The following is an 18491-nucleotide window of genomic DNA, read 5'->3' as shown; positions in this document are numbered from 1 at the left end:
AGGATAATGGATTATTTTGGGGGCGGTTGATAAAAATTAATCAACTTTGATACTTCTGGATTCCTTGATAGATTTTGGGGAACGACTACCGTGAAAAGCTCTCAAAACTTCAATTCTGTTTGGTGTAATCCTATAAATGATAAGATAGGAACCAAAAATGATATTCCGGTATTTTTTAGATTTAGTCTCTAAATGACGACATTCTGGATGCAGTAAATAATTTGTTGATAAATCTTCTAATGAAGCGTAAATTTCCGCAATAAAATAGTCGGCTAATTTTAATCCAAAAGTTGCCCAGCCGTATTCGTGAATAGAAGGAAGGTCAATGAAATCAAAAGGTTTTGAGGTTACTACTTTACGGCTTTCTTTCTCCATTCCTCGAAATGTTTTTTAGATTCATCTAAAGTATAAAAAACACCTTCCTCAGCCTCTTTTATCATAGAAGCGAATTTCTTTTGAGACATTGGTTTGCCTGGTGTGGCAAGATTGTTAGAATTTTCGTTTTTAGTTTTCATAAATGGAATGCTACTTATTTTCAAATGTATAAAAATAGTTCCAATAAATTATTTTTTTAGGGAATATATTCGGAATGAGAAAATTAGAGGTATATTGTTTTTTATGCATTTGTGTACACAGAAAAGATTTTCGCGCTAGCAGGATTGTCTGTCATTCTAATTTTTATTTCGTTGCAAAAAATTTCTCTATCACAACCTCCGTAAACATTCTCGCTCCCGCGTCATTCATATGGCCGCAGGAAGAGAAATAGTGGTCGCCTTGTACTGCATTTTCCAAATTGTGAATTTCAGGATAAATTTGGTTTGCTTTTGCAAAATAATCCAATCCTTTAACATTGGTACACATTGGCGTCATCACGGCGATTAGATTGTAATTATTTTGCTTGCAAATTTGTTTGATTTCCTCGTAATATTTATTGCGAATGGGTTTCAAAGCTCGGATATCATTTTTCATATTTCCGGGTTTGTTGCTTGTCAATGGATGATATCCTAAATGGTCCAAAATATTGGTGGGTTTGTCCGTTGCAGTTTGGTACATTTCACGGAAACCAATTAGCGCATCAAAATCGACATAACGATAAAAAGGAATATAGTACCACTCATTAAAGTTTTCAAGTTTTGAAAAATGATCTTTGATGACTTCGGAATGATGGATGTACGGCAAGAATTTTGCTGCAATCGCATCAGATTCTTTTTCGTTGCAAAGCCCTAAATCAGCTTCCAAAATCACGGTTTTGATTTTATAGTTGCGTTCTGCCATCAATTTTAGCATTAGCGAAGCTTCGAATAAATGCGCACCACTCATTCCGTAATTGAAAGTTTTAAGCCCTTTATTTTCAAATAATTCAGGCACAAAATGATTGTTGGCTCTGGAAGAACCCAAAATTACGACATCATAATTTTCAGCTTTCGAATTGAAAACCTTTTCCACTTTTCCACGTTGGGAAGAATGTAAATATACGGTTGTATATGCCCAATCTAGAACTACTAAAAGCACTAAAATAGTGAGTAGAATTTTGGCGACTACTATTATAAATTTCCTCATTAGAATTGAAAATAGATGAATTCTTTATAATCGGCATAAGTACCCAAAGCGATAATTGCCAAGAGACACAAAGTCATTTTCAGCCAGCTGTATTTTCCTGATATGGGTTCTATTTTGTAACGGCTGTTCCATTCTACCAAGACGAAAGCAAGAACCAGCAAAAGCAATTCGTGACTATACCGTTGGTTTTGAAGGAATTGTGAAGTAAAATTTCTGTTGGAGAAAATTTTACCGATGTAATCAAAAGCAATATGAATGGTGTTTGCCCTGAAAAATATCCAAGCGATACAAGATAACAAAAAGGTGGAGAGAATGCTAAAAAACACCTTTATCGAATTGAAATCCCAATGCAACTCGGCCGTTTCCATATTATTTCGGTTGGTTCCCAAAAGTAATGATGGCAAGAAATACATCGCATTGATAAATCCCCAAGCCAAGAAAGTCCAATTGGCTCCGTGCCAAAAACCGCTCACAACAAATATGATGAATACGTTGCGCACTTGTTTGATTTTGCTGCCACGGCTTCCGCCAAGGGGAATGTACAAATAATCCCGAAACCAAGACGATAATGAAATGTGCCAACGACGCCAAAACTCGGCAATGTCTCTCGAAAAATAGGGGTAATTGAAATTGCGCAATAAGTCCAATCCAAACAATTTTGACATTCCCAAAGCCATATCCGAATAGCCTGAAAAGTCGCCATAAATTTGGAACGCAAAATAGACCGCACCTAAAATCAGTGACAAGGAATTCATCGATGTGTAATTGTCAAAAATGGCATTTGCATAAGTTGCACAAGTGTCGGCAATGACGACTTTTTTGACCAATCCCCAAATAATTTGGTAAACGCCTTCTTTGGCTTTTTCGAAATCGAAGGTTCTTTTTAGTTTTATTTCAGGAAGTAAATGCGTGGCTCTTTCGATGGGTCCAGCCACCAAAAGCGGAAAATAACTCACAAACAAGGCATAATCCACCACATTTTTCTCGGATTGAATTCTTTTGTAATAAATATCAATTACATAGGACAGACCGTGAAAAGTGTAGAAAGAAATCCCGACGGGAAGAATCACATCTAGCAAAAGAGGGCTAGAATGGATGCCAATATTGTTCAACGCTTCCGAAAAGGAAAACGCAAAAAAGTTATAGTATTTGAATATGGCCAAGAAGCCAAGATTAAAGACGATACTTAGCCAGAACCAAAAATTTCGTTTGTTTTCTTGGGTGTTTTTTTCGATTTGAATTCCTGTAATATAACACAAAAGCGTGGAGAAGAGCAATAAAAATAAGAAGCGCCAATCCCAACAAGAATAAAAATAATAACTCACTACCACCAGAAATGTATTTTGAGCAGTTTTGGTTTTGCTAAAAACAAACCAATAGAGTAGAAAAACTATGGGCAGAAAAATAGCAAAAGTTAGCGAGTTGAAAAACATATTTACCTGTATAATGAAGACAAAAACCACCAAAATTGCTCTTGATGGTTTCTGAATAATTTATTTTCTATTTTGTATTAACAACCCAACAAATCCAACACAGCCGATGGGTAAAGACCTAAAACAATGTTCAGAACTATCGCAATAACGGCAACAGCTGAATACACAAATGGAGTTTTTGTAGTTTCTTCATTAGGCTCTTTGTTGTACATCGCCAAAATCAATTTGAAATAATACCCCACACTGATGATGGAGTTTATTACTGCTGCAATTACTACTATTAAATAACCTGCTTCAATGGTTTGAGTAAACAAAAACATTTTGGCAAAAAATCCAGCAAAGATTGGAATCCCCGCCATCGAAAGCAAAGAGGCTGTGAGTACCGCCGCCATCAATGGGTTGTTTTTTCCTAGCCCATTGAAGTTGGTAATATCTTCGTTGTTTTTGTTTTTACAAACATATAAAATCACTGCAAATGCCGCAATTCCAGATAGGGCATAAGCGGAAGTGTAATACAATAAATTGCTTGCCGAATTACTTATATTGAGCAAAGTCATCAACATAAAACCGGCGTGCGATATTCCAGAATAAGCCAACATACGTTTCACATTGTTTTGTCTTAAAGCCATCACATTTCCAACAGTCATTGAAGCAATAGAAATAACGATGATAATATTGATGTACGCATCGGAAAGATCGGCGTTCATGGCAGTTAGCAATTTATACAAAGTAGCCATTGCCACCACTTTTACCAAAGTACTCATCGTCGCAGTCGATAAAGTCGGAGCGCCTTCGTAAACATCAGGAGCCCAGAAGTGAAATGGAACAGCTGCTATTTTGAAAAACATTCCAATAGTCACTAATGAAATTCCGATTGGAAACCAAATCGGTAATTCGGCAGAACGAGACCATTCTGTGATTTCGGCAACATCAAAAGACCCCATTGCACCGTAAATAAAGCAAATCCCAAATAAGATGATTCCTGAAGCAAACGAACCCATCAAGAAATATTTCATTCCCGCTTCGTTACTTTTGATATTCAAACGGTCGCTTGCGGCTAAAATATATAGAGAAATAGAAAGGATTTCGATGCCAAGAAAGAACATTGCCAAGTTTCCGAAAGATACCATTGCCACCGCACCCGCGAGCATAAATATTTTTATAGCAATAAAATCGGATATTTTGGTTTGATGATTTTCGTAGAAATCGTGCGCTAAAGCAATCAAGAAAGCGGTTAGCACAATAAACAAAGCCGAAAATACAGCTGAAAATTTACTGACCACAATCATATTGTTGTAGTAAGTTGCAGGAGTGTTGTATTCGATGTAGGTGAATCTAAGAACTGCCAATAGTCCAATAATCGTTATAGGAACAATGGCTTTTCTAAAATTTAAAATTTCAAACAAAAGAGTTAATACTCCAAGTGCCGTGATTGCTATTAATGTGTTCATTTTTTGATTTTTTGATTTAGGACTTACGATTTAGGATTTGTGAAATTGGATTATAATTTACAAAAACCCTAACTCTTAATTTTCCAAACCCTAATTTTTTATATTATTTTTTTCTTTTACAGTTTTTATTCCAGCCGAAAAAATGGCAACCAATTCATCCGCTTCTTTAATTAATTTCTCAAGCTCAACATTATCACATTTTAGTTCCAATCCTTTTATAAACTCTAACCAAAACAAACTTTCATCAGCTTCTTCATCTACAATTTTTAATTTATTCAAAAAATCAGCACTTGATTTACCTCTACATACTGCTCTATAATTTGCAGCAACTGATGAGGAAGATTTAAAAAGTTGAAAAGAAATCACATCAACTGCTTTGCAATTATCTAATGACATTAAAAATTTAAAAACATTTAAGGCAAATTGTTTCGTTCGATTTTTAAGTTCTTCTTTAGTCATAATTCAAAAAATTAATTTAAAATTCTACTTTACTTATCCAACAAAAATCCTAATTCTTAAATCCTGAATCCTAATTTTTTAATTAAATCTATTGATCTGAGTTAAAATATTTTCTAAACTTGGCGTTATCAATTCCATAATGGGCTTTGGATACAATCCAAAGAAGAACAAAACCGAGATGATCATTACTAAAGACAAACCTTCGTTGAAAGTTACATCGGCAAATATTTTAGCATTCGTTTCACCCAACATCACGTGTTGAAACATTTTCAACATATAATATGCCCCTAAAATTATAGTAGTTCCTCCCAATACGGCAAACCAAATATTGACTTGCGATAGGCTATATAAAACGGTAAATTCTCCAACAAAATTGAATGTCGACGGCAAAGCAACTGATGCCAATACCAATATCATAAACATCGAAGTAAATTTTGGCGATTGGGCGCGAATTCCTCCCATATCGGCAATTTTTCTAGTTTCGTATCTTCTGAAAATAATTTCTGCTACAAAGAATAAACCAACTACAACAAATCCGTGTGCTATCATTTGTAAAACCGCACCGCGCAATCCGTCAAGTGTTAAGGTGTAAGCTCCGGCAGCAATCAATCCAACGTGTGCCATCGAGGAATAAGCCAATAATTTTTTCAAATCTTTTTGTCGTAAGGCTACAATCGAACCATAAATTACTCCTGCTATTCCTAAGCCGATGAATACGTTCATATATTCTTTGGCAGCCAAAGGCGCAATAGGCAATTGCCAACGGATAACACTATACAATCCCATTTTTAGCATAATCCCTGAAAGCAACATCGTTCCCACAGTAGGTGCTTTTTGATATACTTTTGCCTGCCAAGTATGAAAGGGAATCAATGGAATCTTGATGGCATAGGCCAAGAAGAAAGCCATAAAGATCCAAAACTGTTCAGTTGAAGATAAATTGAGTTTTGTCAAATCGCTAATTAAAAAACTGCCTGCTTTTTGATTCAGATAAACGAAAGCTACTAGCATAAACAAAGAACCAGCTAGGGTGTAAATAAAGAATTTTACCACTGCTTTTTTGCGTTCTTCGGCATCGCCATTGCCCCAAATCAAGGCAATAAAATAAATAGGTATTAAGGCCAATTCCCAGAAAACATAATATAAAAGTCCGTCTGAGGCAAGGAAAGTTCCCGACATAGCAAAGGACATAAATAGTATTAAACTATAAAATGCTTTCGCATTGGTGTATGTGTTTCCAAAAGAGGAAAAAATGATAATTGGAGTCAAAGCAGTGGTCAACAAAAGCATCGCCAAGGCCAATCCATCCGCTTGAAAGGCTAAATAAATTTTAGGATTGTTAATCCAAAGTTTTGTAAAACTTATTTCTTGGCCTAAATTGTATTGGCTTAGCAAACAAATAGCTCCTGCAAAAGCGGTCAAGCCAACAAGCAAAGCTACTTTTGGAGCCCATTTATCGCCTGAAAAATAAGTTGCAAATGCGCCAAGCAAAAGAATAATTAATAGTGTAGTTACATCCATTATGTAAAAATTATTATAAAAATAAATAAGTTAATATGGCTATAATGCCTATGACAAATGCAAACAAAAAGAAACCAATACTTCCATTGTTTACTTTTCTGCCGTGTCCAGCTAATTCATAAGTCGCTTTACCCAATCCAAAAACAATGGCCGAAAGTGTTTTTTCAACATATTCTCTAAAGAAATAAGATAATGCATTGATTGGTTTTACAAAAACAGCATCGTAAACTTCATCAACATAATATTTGTTGTATAAAACTTTCGCAAAACCGGTGATTTCAGTATCTTCACTTGGAATAGTATTATCTTTCAGGTATTTTTTGTAAGCAATTCCAATCCCGATTAACGCGCCAACGGTAGCAATCGCCATCAACATATACTCTGTAGAACCTAAAGTATGGGCTTCGTGGGACCCTTTCGAAAAGATTGGAGCCAAAAATTCGTTCAACCAGCTGTGGCCTGGCAAACTAATGATTCCTCCAAAGAAAGATAAAATAGCCAAAATAATTAATGGTACAGTAATCAAACTTGGACTTTCGTGTAAATGGTGTTTTTGTTCCTCAGTTCCTCTACACGAGTTGAAGAACGTTAGATAAATCAATCTGAACATATAAAAAGCAGTCATTATCGATGCAATCGAACCTACAACCCATAAAGTTGGACTAGCGTGAAAAGCGGTCATCAAAATTTCGTCTTTAGACCAGAAACCGGCCAAAGGAAAGATACCGGAAATCGCCAGTGAAGCGATAAGCATCGTCCAAAAAGTGATGGGCATCGCTGTTTTCAAACCACCCATTTTGCGCATATCTTGTTCACCGTGCAGTCCGTGAATTACTGAACCGGAACCCAAGAACAAACAAGCTTTGAAGAAAGCGTGTGTGATTACGTGGAAGACAGCTACTTCATAAGCGCCCAATCCTAATGCCAAGAACATTAAACCCAATTGCGAAACCGTAGAATAAGCCAAAACTTTCTTGATATCGTTTTGAACCAATGCAATCGTTGCGGCAACTAATGCTGTTGTTGCTCCGACAATTGCGATAATGTTTTGTACACTTGGCGCCATATCGAACAAGAAGTTCAATCGAGTTAGCATAAAGATACCTGCAGTAACCATTGTGGCAGCGTGAATCAATGCCGAAACGGGAGTCGGTCCAGCCATCGCATCAGGCAACCACGTATATAAAGGAAGTTGTGCCGATTTACCAGTCGCTCCAATAAATAAAGCTAATGCTGCCAATGCAATCCACAAATCATTGATGTCAGCTGCTGAGGTGATCGCCGTTTTTAAAGTTGTAAAATCTAAAGTGTTAAACATAGTCCCAACAATAAAAATTCCAATCAAAAACCCTAAATCACCAATTCTATTCATAATGAAAGCCTTTTTAGCGGCATCATTGTAGTCTTGGTTTTTATACCAAAATCCAATCAATAAGTAGGAGCAAAGACCAACGCCTTCCCAACCAATGAACATTACCAATAAATTACTTCCAATAACCAAAGTAATCATAAAGAAAATAAAGAGGTTCAAATAGGCGAAAAACGAATGCATTTTTTCGTCATCGTGCATATAACTGATAGAGTATAGGTGAATTAACGACCCAATTCCTGTTACAAACAACAACCATATCAATGACAAAGGATCAATCAGAAAACCGAAATTGATATCGAAACTTTGAACCGAAATCCAATCAAATAAATCGATAACAATCGGTTCTTGACCTGCGCTATCGAATAAATATAAAGTAACCGCAAAGGAAATCGCAACCGAAAGCGTTCCTACGATTCCCACGATGCTTTTGCCGGCATTTTTACCCAGAAAAACATTAAATAAAAACCCTAAAAAAGGAGCTAATAGTAAGACTAAAACTAAATTTGTATTCATCGATTATTATCCTTTTAAATTTTTTAATTTTCCAACATCAATAGTGCTCATATTTCTAAAGATGGATACTAAAATCGCCAATCCAACTGCAACCTCGGCAGCAGCAACCGCCATCGAGAAAAACACAAAAATTTGTCCTTGTGCATCTTGATGATAAGTTGAAAAGGCCGCGAACAAAAGGTTTATGGCATTCAACATAATTTCAATAGACATAAAAACAACAATTGCATTTCGTCTGTACAACACTCCAAAAACACCAATACAAAAAAGTATAACGGTCAGGAAGATATAATTTTCAATACCAACTTGGTTTAAAATATTATCCATATTATTTTTCTAATTTTTCTCTTTTAGACAATAGAACCGCACCAATCATCGCTACCAAAAGCAGTACAGAAGCAAATTCAAACGGCACCATATATTCGTTAAGCAATAATTTGCCTAACACTTGTATCGATTGATAATCTTCGCCAGTCACTTCATAGCTGTCATCCGCAATAGGTTTCGAATTCATAAAAATGGCAATCAAAACCAAGCACATCAAACAGAACAAAACAATAGCGCCAAGTCGAGTTACCCTAGGCTTGAACACCTCATTTTCTTTGTTCAAATTCATCAACATGATGGTGAACAACATCAAAATCATAATTGCGCCAATATAAACAATCAAGTTTACAAAGGCCAAAAATTGTGCATTTAGTAACAGATAATGTCCTGAAATCGAGGTGAAACAAATGACTAAATAGATAGCGTTGTGCATTGGTTTTTTGCTGTAAATAGTCAAAAATGCCGTTGCCAATGTAATAACAGACAACACACAAAACATAATTTGTATGGCGGTTGCGTTTGCTATATCTGGAATCTGTATCATTAGTTAACGTTTTTAAGTTGAGTATTATGGATAGCCATTTCTAAAGGCATGACTAATTTATCCTTTCCGAAAATAAAGTCTTCTCTGGAGTAATTCGCAGGAACCAATTCCTTCGAAATAGTCAAATAAATGGCGTCTTTCGGACAAGCTTCTTCACACAAACCACAAAAAATACAACGCAACATATTGATTTCATAAATCGAAGCATATTTTTCTTCGCGGTACAAATGTTTTTCGTCTGCCTTACGCTCTGCAGCTACCATAGTTATAGCTTCGGCAGGACAAGATAAAGCACATAAGCCACAAGCAGTACAGTTTTCGCGGCCTTGTTCATCGCGTTTTAACATGTGTTGACCGCGATACACCGGGCTAAATTCCCGAACTTGCTCCGGATAATTAATGGTTGCCTTTTTTCTGAAAAAGTGTTTAATAGTAATCCACAGGCCTTTTACGATGGCGATGAGATACATACGTTCGAAAAACGTCATCTCCTTGTTGGAAACTAGCTTTTTTCTACCGGAAAGTGATATTTCTTGTATTGACATTTAGATTTTAGATATTTGATTTAAAAATCTGATTTTCTTTTTATTTTTTGGAGCTTATTCCTGCTCTTCACTGTATCTTTTGTTCTGAACCCCAGAACAAAAGGATGCCGTTGCGATCAGGGCTAGTACTTTTTTTTATAAATCACGTTTTATTTTTTATAACCTATTTTATTTCGTTCCACTTTATTTTCATTCTTTTCCATCATTTCATCGAGATAAGAAAAAACCAATTCAATGTTCTTGTCGTGGTTATTAAGTTTCTTCTTTATTTCTTCGATTTCTAATTTAACACTTAAATTATTTGTCAAAAATTCTCGCATTTTTATAAAAGCTTCAACAATTTTAATGCTGAATTCTATCGCTCTGTCTGAGCTTAATACGTTTCCCAACATCATTGTTCCGTGTTCTGTGAAAACATACGGCAATGTTGAAGAAAATTTTAATTTATTGAGGTGGTCACAATTTGCGACCAGCTGTTCTTTTTCAATTGCTGTCAATTGAAACATAAAATTAGTCGGAAACCGTTTTATATTTCTTTTGACTTGTTGGTTCAATTGTTTAGTCGAAACACTATAAAGCGTTGCTAAATCAGAATCAACCATTACTTTTTGATTTCTAATCAGCAAGATTTTGCTCATTATGAATTCTTCTGTAACAACTAATTCTTTGCCCATAAAGTATAATACTTTTTTATTTCTTGAGGTAGTCACAGATTGTGACCACCTCAATTTGTTCATTTGCAGAATATTAACCCTTGAATCAGATTAATTTTCTATAAGTGGTCACAATCTGTGACCACCTTCTTTTTTATTTTTAAATTTTAAAACAGTCATTAGACTATTTAAAACCCGAAATAAGCTAACAGTTCTCCTCTCAAAAGCACAATCCCAGTAATCATAATATTGATAATCGACAGCGGAATCAAAATTCTCCATCCCAAATGCATCAATTGATCGTATCTAAATCTTGGAATAGTCCAACGAACCCACATAAAAAAGAAGATAAATCCACATAATTTCACAAACAAAGCTCCCATTCCTAATACATTGGCAAGGTTCACTCCATAGTTTTCAACTACCCAACTCATTCCCGGATAATTGTAGCCTCCGAAGAATAAAACTGCCAAAATCGTTGAAGAAACAAACATATTGGCGTATTCAGCAAAAAGGTAAAAACCCATTCGCATCGAGGAATATTCGGTATGATAGCCACCAATTAATTCGGTTTCACATTCGGCTAAATCAAATGGAGTTCGATTGGTTTCGGCAAAGGCACAAATCAAGAATATCAAAAAGGAAATAGGTTGGTAAAAAACATTCCAACCCAATCCGGCTTGTTGCTCCGAAATTTCTTTTAGGCTCAATGTTCCGGTCATCATTAGTAAAGCTACAATCGACAATCCCATTGCCACTTCATAAGACACCATTTGAGAAGCGGCGCGAACTGCTCCGATCAAGGAGAATTTATTGTTCGATGCCCAACCTCCAATCATAATGCCATAAACTCCAACAGAAACAATACCGATGATGTACAAAAGGCCCACATTAATATCAGTAGCTTGTAGCAAAATATCTCTCCCGAAAAGATGCAGTCGATCTCCCCAAGGAATCACTGCGCTGGTCATCAACGCGGTTGCCATTGCAATTCCTGGCCCAACTCTAAACAAAAATTGGTTGGGTGTATCAGGCGAAAATTCTTCTTTGGCAAATAATTTCAATCCATCGGCAAGCGGTTGAAATAATCCTCCCCAACCTGCGCGATTAGGACCCACCCTGTCTTGAAGAAATGCAGCCACTTTTCGTTCAGCCCAAGTTGAATACATCGCCATAAGCATCGTAACGGCGAAAACAACAAGAATTACAACGCTTTTTTCTATGATAAATGTACTATCCATTTTTCTCAGAATTTAATGGGTTACCGTCTATTTTTTCGTTGTAATCAATCTCAGCCATACTTATTTTTTTCCTGTCTTTTTCTCTTCCTAAAAGAATAGTTTCTTCTGTGTTTATGACTACTTTTTCTAATTTTTGAGTATAATTGTTCTGATTGATTACGGAGTCTTTTTCAAATTTTCTTGGTCCTTCAATAACCCAGTCGTTCAAATCTTTGTGGTCAAAACGACAACTGTTGCAAATGAATTCTTCAATTTCATGATACTCGTCTTTTCTGCCAGTCACTCTTTGAATCTCATTTCCAAACATCCAAACCGTTGTTTTTCCGGAACATGTTGGGCAATCTCTGTGAGCGTCATAAGGTTTATTGAACCATACTCTAGATTTGAATCTAAAAGTTTTATCGGTCAAAGCACCAACGGGACATACATCAATCATGTTTCCAGAAAATTCATTGTCGATTGCCTTTGAAATACAGGTCGAAATATTCGAATGATCGCCTCTGTCCATCACTCCGTGTACTCGGTCGTCTGTAATTTGGTCAGCCACCATCACACATCGATAGCAAAGAATGCAACGATTCATATGCAATTGAATATTCGGACCAATATCTTCTGGTTCGAAAGTTCTTTTCTCTTCTATGAAACGACTTTCTGATTTTCCGTGCTCAAAACTTAAGTTTTGCAAATCACATTCTCCCGCTTGGTCACAAACTGGGCAATCCAAAGGATGGTTGATCAACAGAAATTCGGTCACCGCTTTTTGCGCTTCCTGAACTCTAGGCGAAGATTTGGTTTTCACTTCCATTCCGTCCTGACAACCTGTTACACAAGAGGCCATCAATTTTGGCATGGGTCTTGGGTCGGCTTCACTTCCTTTGGAAACTTCCGATAAACAACAACGGCATTTTCCGCCGCTTCCTTCTAGTTTCGAATGGTAGCACATCGCAGGTGGAACTACTTCTCCTCCAATCATTCTGGCTGCTTGCAGGATGGTGGTTCCTGGGGCTACCTCAATCTCATGACCGTCTATGGTTACTTTCATAATCTTGTATCATTACTCCTTAAGAAATAAAAATGGAGTTTATATTAATTTTTTATATTATTCTAACAAACTTTCTACTGACAGGTCTTCATCTATTTCTTCCCAGTGAATTCCCTGCCCGTTACCAATAAAACGCCAGTTGTTTAGTTGCTTTTCTGTGGCTGATCTTAATTTTGAAAACCATTCTAATGGTACCGAAAGCTCTCTGCCGTCTTCTAAAAAAACAATCATTTTAGAATTTGAAAAAGCAACATTAATTGCGTTTTTTGATTTATTAATTATTAAAGAATTCATCCCATTTTTGTATTAATAGTTCTTTGTTTTCTTCAACTAAATTACGTATTTGTTTTAATTCGCTAGCGTTAAACCGATACGATTTTACTAATTCTACAAATTCGATATTGAATTTGGCGGTCTTTTCTCCTTTTTCAACGTGAACGTGTTTTGGCAAATGCTCATTGCTATAAAAGAAAAATCGAAATCCATCTATGTAAATTATTGTTGGCATATTTTCGCTTCTAACTTCTAATTTCCAACATTCGACTTTTAAATTATACATTAGCTTTAGAAACCAAATGCTTCACACTTTCGAAAGGTTCAGCAACGAAATGGTTTCTATTTTTTATTTTTTCTGGGAAACGAATATGATATTCAAACTCCTCTCTAAAGTGTCGAATGGCTGCTGCCACTGGCCAAGCAGCTGCGTCACCCAATGGACATATTGTGTTTCCTTCTATTTTACTCTGAATGCTCAACAATAAATCGATATCTTCTTCACGACCGTGACCGTTTTCAATTCTGTGCAATACTTTTTCTAACCAACCCGTTCCTTCACGACAGGGCGAACATTGTCCGCACGATTCGTGGTGGTAAAAACGAGAAAAATTCCAAGTATTTCTCACGATGCAAGCGGTATCATCATAAACGATAAATCCTCCAGAACCCAACATGGAACCCGTTGCAAAGCCTCCGTCACTCAAACTTTCATAAGTCATCAAACGGTCTTCGTTATTGGCTGTTTTATAAATTAAATGTGCTGGTAAAACAGGAACTGATGATCCTCCGGGAACAAAAGCTTTCAAAGGTCTGTCAGAACTCATTCCACCTAAATATTCATCAGAGTTCATAAATTCGTATACGCTCAATCCCATTTCGATTTCGAATACGCCTTGGTTTTTGATGTGTCCTGAGGCCGAAATCAATTTGGTTCCAGTAGAACGACCGATACCAATTTTAGCATAATCGGCACCTGAATTATTCACAATCCAAGGCACTGCAGCGATAGTTTCGACATTGTTTACCACCGTTGGATTGGCCCAAAGTCCAGAAACTGCCGGGAATGGTGGTTTGATACGCGGATTTCCTCTTTTTCCTTCCAATGATTCAATCAAGGCGGTTTCTTCTCCACAGATGTAAGCTCCACCACCAATTTGAACGTAAAGTTCTAAATCGTATCCGGTTCCTAAAATATTTTTTCCTAACCAGCCTGCTGCTTTCGCCTCGGCAATGGCTTTTTCTAAAATTTTGTATATCCACATATATTCGCCACGGATATAAATGTAAGATAGATTTGCGCCCAGAGCATAACTAGATGTAATCATCCCTTCAATCAATAAATGAGGGATATATTCCATCAAATAGCGGTCCTTGAAAGTTCCTGGCTCTGATTCGTCGGCGTTGCAAACCAAATGTCTCGGTTTTCCTGATTTTTTATCAATAAAACTCCATTTCATTCCAGCAGGGAAACCTGCACCACCACGACCTCTTAGTCCAGAAGTTTTCACTTCTTCAACCACTTCGTCAGGCGTTAATTTTTTCAGAGCTTTTTCCACAGAAGCGTAACCACCTTCTTTACGATACACTTCGTAGGTCTTGATCCCTGGAACATTTATTTTGTCTAATAATATTTTCTGTGACATATTATTTATCGTGTAACGTGATTTTATTATCTCTACAATCAGCTATAATCTGATCTACTTTTTCTTTGGTTAAGTGTTCTTTGTAAAAATCACCCAATTGCATCATAGGAGCGTATCCACAGGCACCTAAACATTCAACACCTCTTACTTCAAATAGCCCATCTGGAGTAGTTTCGCCAATTCCAACACCTAATTTTTCGCAGGTATAATCCATCAAATCTTCAACGCCATTCAAACAACAAGGCGAAGTTTGGCAAAACTCAAACATATATTTGCCAATAGGTCGTCTGTTGAACATCGTGTAAAAGGAAACTACCTCATAGACTTCAACAGGTTTTATCGAAAGTATTTCGGCAACCTTGTCTTGCAATTCAATACTCAACCAGTTGTCGTGCGCATCTTGAACTTCGTGCAAAACAGGCAATAAAGCTGATTTTTGTTTTCCTTCGGGATAATGACTGATCAATTCATTGATGCGGGTCATCAACGACTCAGTTATGTTTATTTCTTGTGTGTAATGTGTTCTTTCCATTTTTCTTTTAAATCTGAAATCTAAAATCGTTAATCAACAATCTGAAATCTTTATGCGTCTAATTCTCCGGCAATAACATTTAAACTGGACAAAATAACAATCGCATCCGAAAGCATAGCGCCTTTAATCATTTCGGGATACGCTTGATAATAAATGAAACAAGGTCTGCGGAAGTGCAGTCTGTAAGGGGTTCTGCTTCCGTCGGTTACCAAATAGAATCCTACTTCTCCATTTCCACCTTCGACAGCGTGATAGACTTCGGCAACCGGAACCGGAACTTCGCCCATTACAATCTTGAAATGGTAAATCAAAGATTCCATGTCAGTATAAACATCTTCTTTTGGAGGTAAATAATATTCAGGAACATCGGCATGAAATACATTTCCTTCCGGCATTTTTGCCAATGCTTGACGGATGATGCTCAAACTTTCCCAAACTTCTGCATTACGAACACAAAAACGGTCGTAAGTGTCTCCAGATTTTCCTACGGGAACGATAAATTCAAAATCGTCGTAAGAGGAGTAAGGATGCGCCACACGAACATCATAATCGATTCCGGCTGCACGTAAATTTGGACCGGTAAATCCGTAAGCCATTGCCATTTCGGCAGTAATTGGACCTACGTTTACGGTTCTATCAATAAAAATTCTGTTTCTTTCGAACAAGTTTTCAAATTCTTTCCAAGCGATCGGAAAGTCTTTCAAAAACACATCTAATTTTCGGAATGCCTCTGGAGACCAATCTCTTTCGAAACCGCCCATTCTTCCCATATTGGTTGTCAAACGAGCCCCACAAATTTCTTCGTAGATTTCGTAGATTTTTTCTCTAAATTGGAAAACATACAAAAAGCCAGTATAAGCACCGGTATCTACGCCAAGAATGGAATTACAGATTAAATGGTCTGAAATTCTCGCCAATTCCATCACGATAACCCTTAAATATTGGACTCTTTTGGGGATTTCTATATCCAATAATTTTTCTACGGTCATCCACCATCCCATATTGTTAATAGGAGAAGAACAATAATTCATTCTATCGGTAAGCGGAGTGATTTGATAAAAAGGACGGTTTTCGGCAATTTTTTCAAAAGCGCGATGAATGTATCCAATAGTGGGTTCGGCTTCCACGATTTTTTCTCCATCCATCAACAAGATGTTTTGAAAAATACCGTGCGTCGCTGGGTGAGTAGGCCCCAAATTCAGGATTGAAAGCTCGCTTCCGTCTTCGTTATGGCGCTCTTTCATTATTTTAGCATATCGATGCTCCGGTGGTAATAATAGTTCTGACATTTATGGAATGTGAAAAATTATATGATTTTTTTCTATCTATTTGATTGTGTTCTTCCAAAGAATCTATCGTCTTTGTCTGTTCTACCGCCATCTTCCATCGGGAATTCTTTGCGCATGGGGTGAGAAACCATTTCATCCATATTCAAAATACGTTTCAGATTAGGATGCCCTATGAAATTGATTCCATAAAAATCCCAAGTTTCTCTTTCCATCCAATTGGCTCCCGGAAATATGGTGGTTAATGTTTTTATTTCTGGCCTCGAACCATTAATAAAAGCCTTGATTTTAATACGTTTGTTTTCATACCAATTGTGCATATGATAAACAACGGCAAACTCTCTGTCTAAAGGGTTATCTGGATAATGAACTCCGCAGATATCGGTCAGGAAATGAAAACGTAATTCTGAATCATTTTTCAAAAAAAGTACAATGGCTGTGATTTTATCAGCGGTAACTTCAAACGAGAAAACATCTTTTTCTTGATTGAAATGAAAAACATTTTCGCCAAATGTTTCTACTAATTTGTCTTGAATTGCTGTGGTTTCTAGGCTCATGTTCTTATTTTATATTATAAGATTGCAATAATTCTTGATATTCAGGCGAACTTCTTCTTCGAACCGATTCGCTTTTTACCAAATCTTGTAATCGCATTACACCATCTACTATTTGTTCTGGTCTTGGCGGACAACCCGGTACGTATACATCTACAGGGATCACTTTGTCAATTCCTTGTAAAACAGAATAAGTATCGAAAACACCTCCTGAAGAGGCGCAGGCGCCAACAGCAATTACCCATCTTGGTTCAGCCATTTGTTCGTAAACCTGACGCAAAATAGGTCCCATTTTTTTAGAAATAGTTCCCATCACCAGCAACATATCGGCTTGTCGAGGTGAAAAACTCACGCGCTCGGAACCAAAACGTGCCAAATCATAATGAGAGGCCATTGTAGCCATAAATTCAATTCCGCAACAAGATGTAGCAAAAGGCAATGGCCAAAGCGAATTAGCTCTTGCTAATCCTACAACATCGTTTAAAGTTGTTGCAAAAAAGCCTTCTCCTGAAACTCCTTCAGGCGGGGCAACCATTTTTATATTTGAATCGCTCATCTTAATTTTAGATTTTAGATTTTTGTGAATATTAAAAGTAAAATCATTTTACAATCATTTTATTAATTTGAAAAATCCAAAATCTGGTAATTCCTCAAATTTTTTATTTTAATTCCCCTTTGGGATTAGGGGGCTTTTACTCCCAGTCCAGCGCTTTCTTTTTGATGATATAGAAAAATCCTATCAAAAGCAAAGTCATAAAGATGACCATTTTTACCATTCCGTCTAGTCCTAAGTCCTTGAAATTTACCGCCCAAGGATAAAGGAAAACGACTTCAATGTCGAAAAGCACAAAGAGAATGGCCACCACGAAAAATTTTACAGAGAAAGGGATTCGGGCATTACCTATAGATTTGATACCGCACTCAAAGTTTTCATCTTTGATTTCAGAGGTTCGTCTAGGGCCTAATTTTCCAGAAATTATAATTATTCCCACAACAAATCCAACTGCCAAAAGCATTTGCATGAGAATGGGTAAATAATCGATTTGACTTGTTTGCATAATGATTGGTGGTTTAGTAAAAATATCGTTGCAAAGATAAGTTTCAAGACATTATAACACAAACTAAAAAATGGATTTTAAATAGAAATAAAACACAATTAACGTATAATTATACATTGTTTAGTCTGATTTAAGTAAAAAGTAGTACTGAAAAACAAAAAAGCGTCCCGATTTAACGGGACGCTCTAAACATTCGTAGGCAATAAAAATGAATTTTTATGCTTAGATAACTGCTACTTTCGCAGCAACTTTTCCTTTTCTTCCTTCTTCTTCTTCATAACTTACTCTGTCTCCTTCGCGAAGTTCTTCCGCGCTGATTCCTGAAGCATGAACGAAGATGTCTTTTCCTGTTTCTTCGTCTGTAATGAATCCGTATCCTTTAGATTCATTGAAAAATTTAACTGTACCTGTACGCATTGTAATAGTAATAATAATTTATAATGTGGCAAATGTAATATTTAATATAATACGAAATATAATA

At 36.5% G+C, this 18491-nt stretch carries 23 protein-coding genes; all 23 read right to left on the bottom strand.

Going from position 1 to position 18491, the window contains the following annotated elements; all coding sequences use genetic code 11:
- Positions 1-36: 36 nt before the first annotated feature.
- Positions 37-375 (bottom strand): type II toxin-antitoxin system RelE/ParE family toxin, encoded by a 339-nt coding sequence (locus E1750_RS10060; RefSeq protein ID WP_133276647.1) that lies wholly within the window; start codon positions 373-375, stop codon positions 37-39.
- On the bottom strand, positions 351-515 hold the full coding sequence (locus E1750_RS17755; protein ID WP_165698031.1) for a hypothetical protein: 165 nt from the start codon (positions 513-515) through the stop codon (positions 351-353). Before E1750_RS17755 ends, E1750_RS10060 begins: the two co-directional genes overlap by 25 nt.
- Positions 516-678: 163 nt before the next feature.
- Positions 679-1560: a hypothetical protein gene (locus E1750_RS10055; RefSeq protein ID WP_133276646.1), complete on the bottom strand. Its 882-nt coding sequence runs from the start codon at positions 1558-1560 to the stop codon at positions 679-681.
- On the bottom strand, positions 1560-2993 hold the full coding sequence (locus E1750_RS10050) for an MBOAT family O-acyltransferase (protein ID WP_133276645.1): 1434 nt from the start codon (positions 2991-2993) through the stop codon (positions 1560-1562). Before E1750_RS10050 ends, E1750_RS10055 begins: the two co-directional genes overlap by 1 nt.
- A gap of 77 nt (positions 2994-3070) precedes the next feature.
- Complete coding sequence (locus E1750_RS10045; protein ID WP_133276644.1) at positions 3071-4444, bottom strand: NADH-quinone oxidoreductase subunit N; 1374 nt, start codon at positions 4442-4444, stop codon at positions 3071-3073.
- A 90-nt stretch (positions 4445-4534) separates the two neighbouring features.
- Entirely contained in the window at positions 4535-4903 is a 369-nt protein-coding gene (locus tag E1750_RS10040; protein ID WP_133276643.1) for a four helix bundle protein, read from the bottom strand.
- A 78-nt stretch (positions 4904-4981) separates the two neighbouring features.
- Positions 4982-6424 (bottom strand): complex I subunit 4 family protein, encoded by a 1443-nt coding sequence (locus tag E1750_RS10035; RefSeq protein ID WP_133276642.1) that lies wholly within the window; start codon positions 6422-6424, stop codon positions 4982-4984.
- A 13-nt stretch (positions 6425-6437) separates the two neighbouring features.
- Positions 6438-8309, bottom strand: a complete 1872-nt coding sequence (gene nuoL / locus E1750_RS10030) for an NADH-quinone oxidoreductase subunit L (RefSeq protein WP_133276641.1) — start codon at positions 8307-8309, stop codon at positions 6438-6440.
- A gap of 6 nt (positions 8310-8315) precedes the next feature.
- Positions 8316-8636 carry an NADH-quinone oxidoreductase subunit NuoK gene (gene nuoK / locus E1750_RS10025; protein ID WP_133276640.1) on the bottom strand — a complete coding sequence of 107 codons (321 nt, stop codon included), beginning with the start codon at positions 8634-8636 and terminating at the stop codon, positions 8316-8318.
- 1 nt (position 8637) lies between these two features.
- Positions 8638-9180, bottom strand: coding sequence for an NADH-quinone oxidoreductase subunit J family protein (locus tag E1750_RS10020; RefSeq protein ID WP_133276639.1), 543 nt, complete (start codon positions 9178-9180; stop codon positions 8638-8640).
- Positions 9180-9725, bottom strand: coding sequence for a NuoI/complex I 23 kDa subunit family protein (locus E1750_RS10015; protein ID WP_133276638.1), 546 nt, complete (start codon positions 9723-9725; stop codon positions 9180-9182). The genes E1750_RS10020 and E1750_RS10015 overlap by 1 nt, the downstream gene beginning before the upstream one ends.
- Before the next feature lie 149 nt (positions 9726-9874).
- Positions 9875-10462: an ORF6N domain-containing protein gene (locus E1750_RS10010; protein WP_227873871.1), complete on the bottom strand. Its 588-nt coding sequence runs from the start codon at positions 10460-10462 to the stop codon at positions 9875-9877.
- A gap of 104 nt (positions 10463-10566) precedes the next feature.
- Positions 10567-11619 (bottom strand): NADH-quinone oxidoreductase subunit NuoH, encoded by a 1053-nt coding sequence (gene nuoH / locus E1750_RS10005; protein ID WP_133276637.1) that lies wholly within the window; start codon positions 11617-11619, stop codon positions 10567-10569.
- Positions 11612-12661, bottom strand: coding sequence for a 2Fe-2S iron-sulfur cluster-binding protein (locus E1750_RS10000; RefSeq protein ID WP_133276636.1), 1050 nt, complete (start codon positions 12659-12661; stop codon positions 11612-11614). Before E1750_RS10000 ends, nuoH begins: the two co-directional genes overlap by 8 nt.
- A 57-nt stretch (positions 12662-12718) precedes the next feature.
- A complete protein-coding gene (locus E1750_RS09995) occupies positions 12719-12955 on the bottom strand; it encodes a DUF2442 domain-containing protein (protein ID WP_133276635.1) in 237 nt (78 codons plus the stop codon).
- A complete protein-coding gene (locus E1750_RS09990; protein ID WP_227873870.1) occupies positions 12936-13220 on the bottom strand; it encodes a DUF4160 domain-containing protein in 285 nt (94 codons plus the stop codon). The genes E1750_RS09995 and E1750_RS09990 overlap by 20 nt, the downstream gene beginning before the upstream one ends.
- Positions 13213-14580, bottom strand: a complete 1368-nt coding sequence (nuoF, locus tag E1750_RS09985) for an NADH-quinone oxidoreductase subunit NuoF (protein WP_133276634.1) — start codon at positions 14578-14580, stop codon at positions 13213-13215. The genes E1750_RS09990 and nuoF overlap by 8 nt, the downstream gene beginning before the upstream one ends.
- 1 nt (position 14581) lies before the next feature.
- A complete protein-coding gene (locus tag E1750_RS09980) occupies positions 14582-15112 on the bottom strand; it encodes a complex I 24 kDa subunit family protein (RefSeq protein ID WP_133276633.1) in 531 nt (176 codons plus the stop codon).
- Between the two features lie 50 nt (positions 15113-15162).
- Positions 15163-16401 (bottom strand): NADH-quinone oxidoreductase subunit D, encoded by a 1239-nt coding sequence (locus tag E1750_RS09975; protein ID WP_133276632.1) that lies wholly within the window; start codon positions 16399-16401, stop codon positions 15163-15165.
- 32 nt (positions 16402-16433) lie between these two features.
- Positions 16434-16955 (bottom strand): NADH-quinone oxidoreductase subunit C, encoded by a 522-nt coding sequence (locus E1750_RS09970; RefSeq protein WP_133276631.1) that lies wholly within the window; start codon positions 16953-16955, stop codon positions 16434-16436.
- 4 nt (positions 16956-16959) lie between these two features.
- Entirely contained in the window at positions 16960-17508 is a 549-nt protein-coding gene (locus E1750_RS09965; protein ID WP_133276630.1) for an NADH-quinone oxidoreductase subunit B, read from the bottom strand.
- A gap of 136 nt (positions 17509-17644) precedes the next feature.
- On the bottom strand, positions 17645-18010 hold the full coding sequence (locus tag E1750_RS09960; RefSeq protein WP_133276629.1) for an NADH-quinone oxidoreductase subunit A: 366 nt from the start codon (positions 18008-18010) through the stop codon (positions 17645-17647).
- 222 nt (positions 18011-18232) lie between these two features.
- Positions 18233-18427, bottom strand: coding sequence for a cold-shock protein (locus E1750_RS09955; protein ID WP_035634121.1), 195 nt, complete (start codon positions 18425-18427; stop codon positions 18233-18235).
- Positions 18428-18491 lie beyond the last annotated feature (64 nt).

This window comes from Flavobacterium nackdongense, from assembly GCF_004355225.1.
Lineage (GTDB): Bacteria > Bacteroidota > Bacteroidia > Flavobacteriales > Flavobacteriaceae > Flavobacterium > Flavobacterium nackdongense.
Note: the sequence above shows the minus strand (reverse complement) of the source record. Positions and strands in the feature narration are given on the sequence as shown.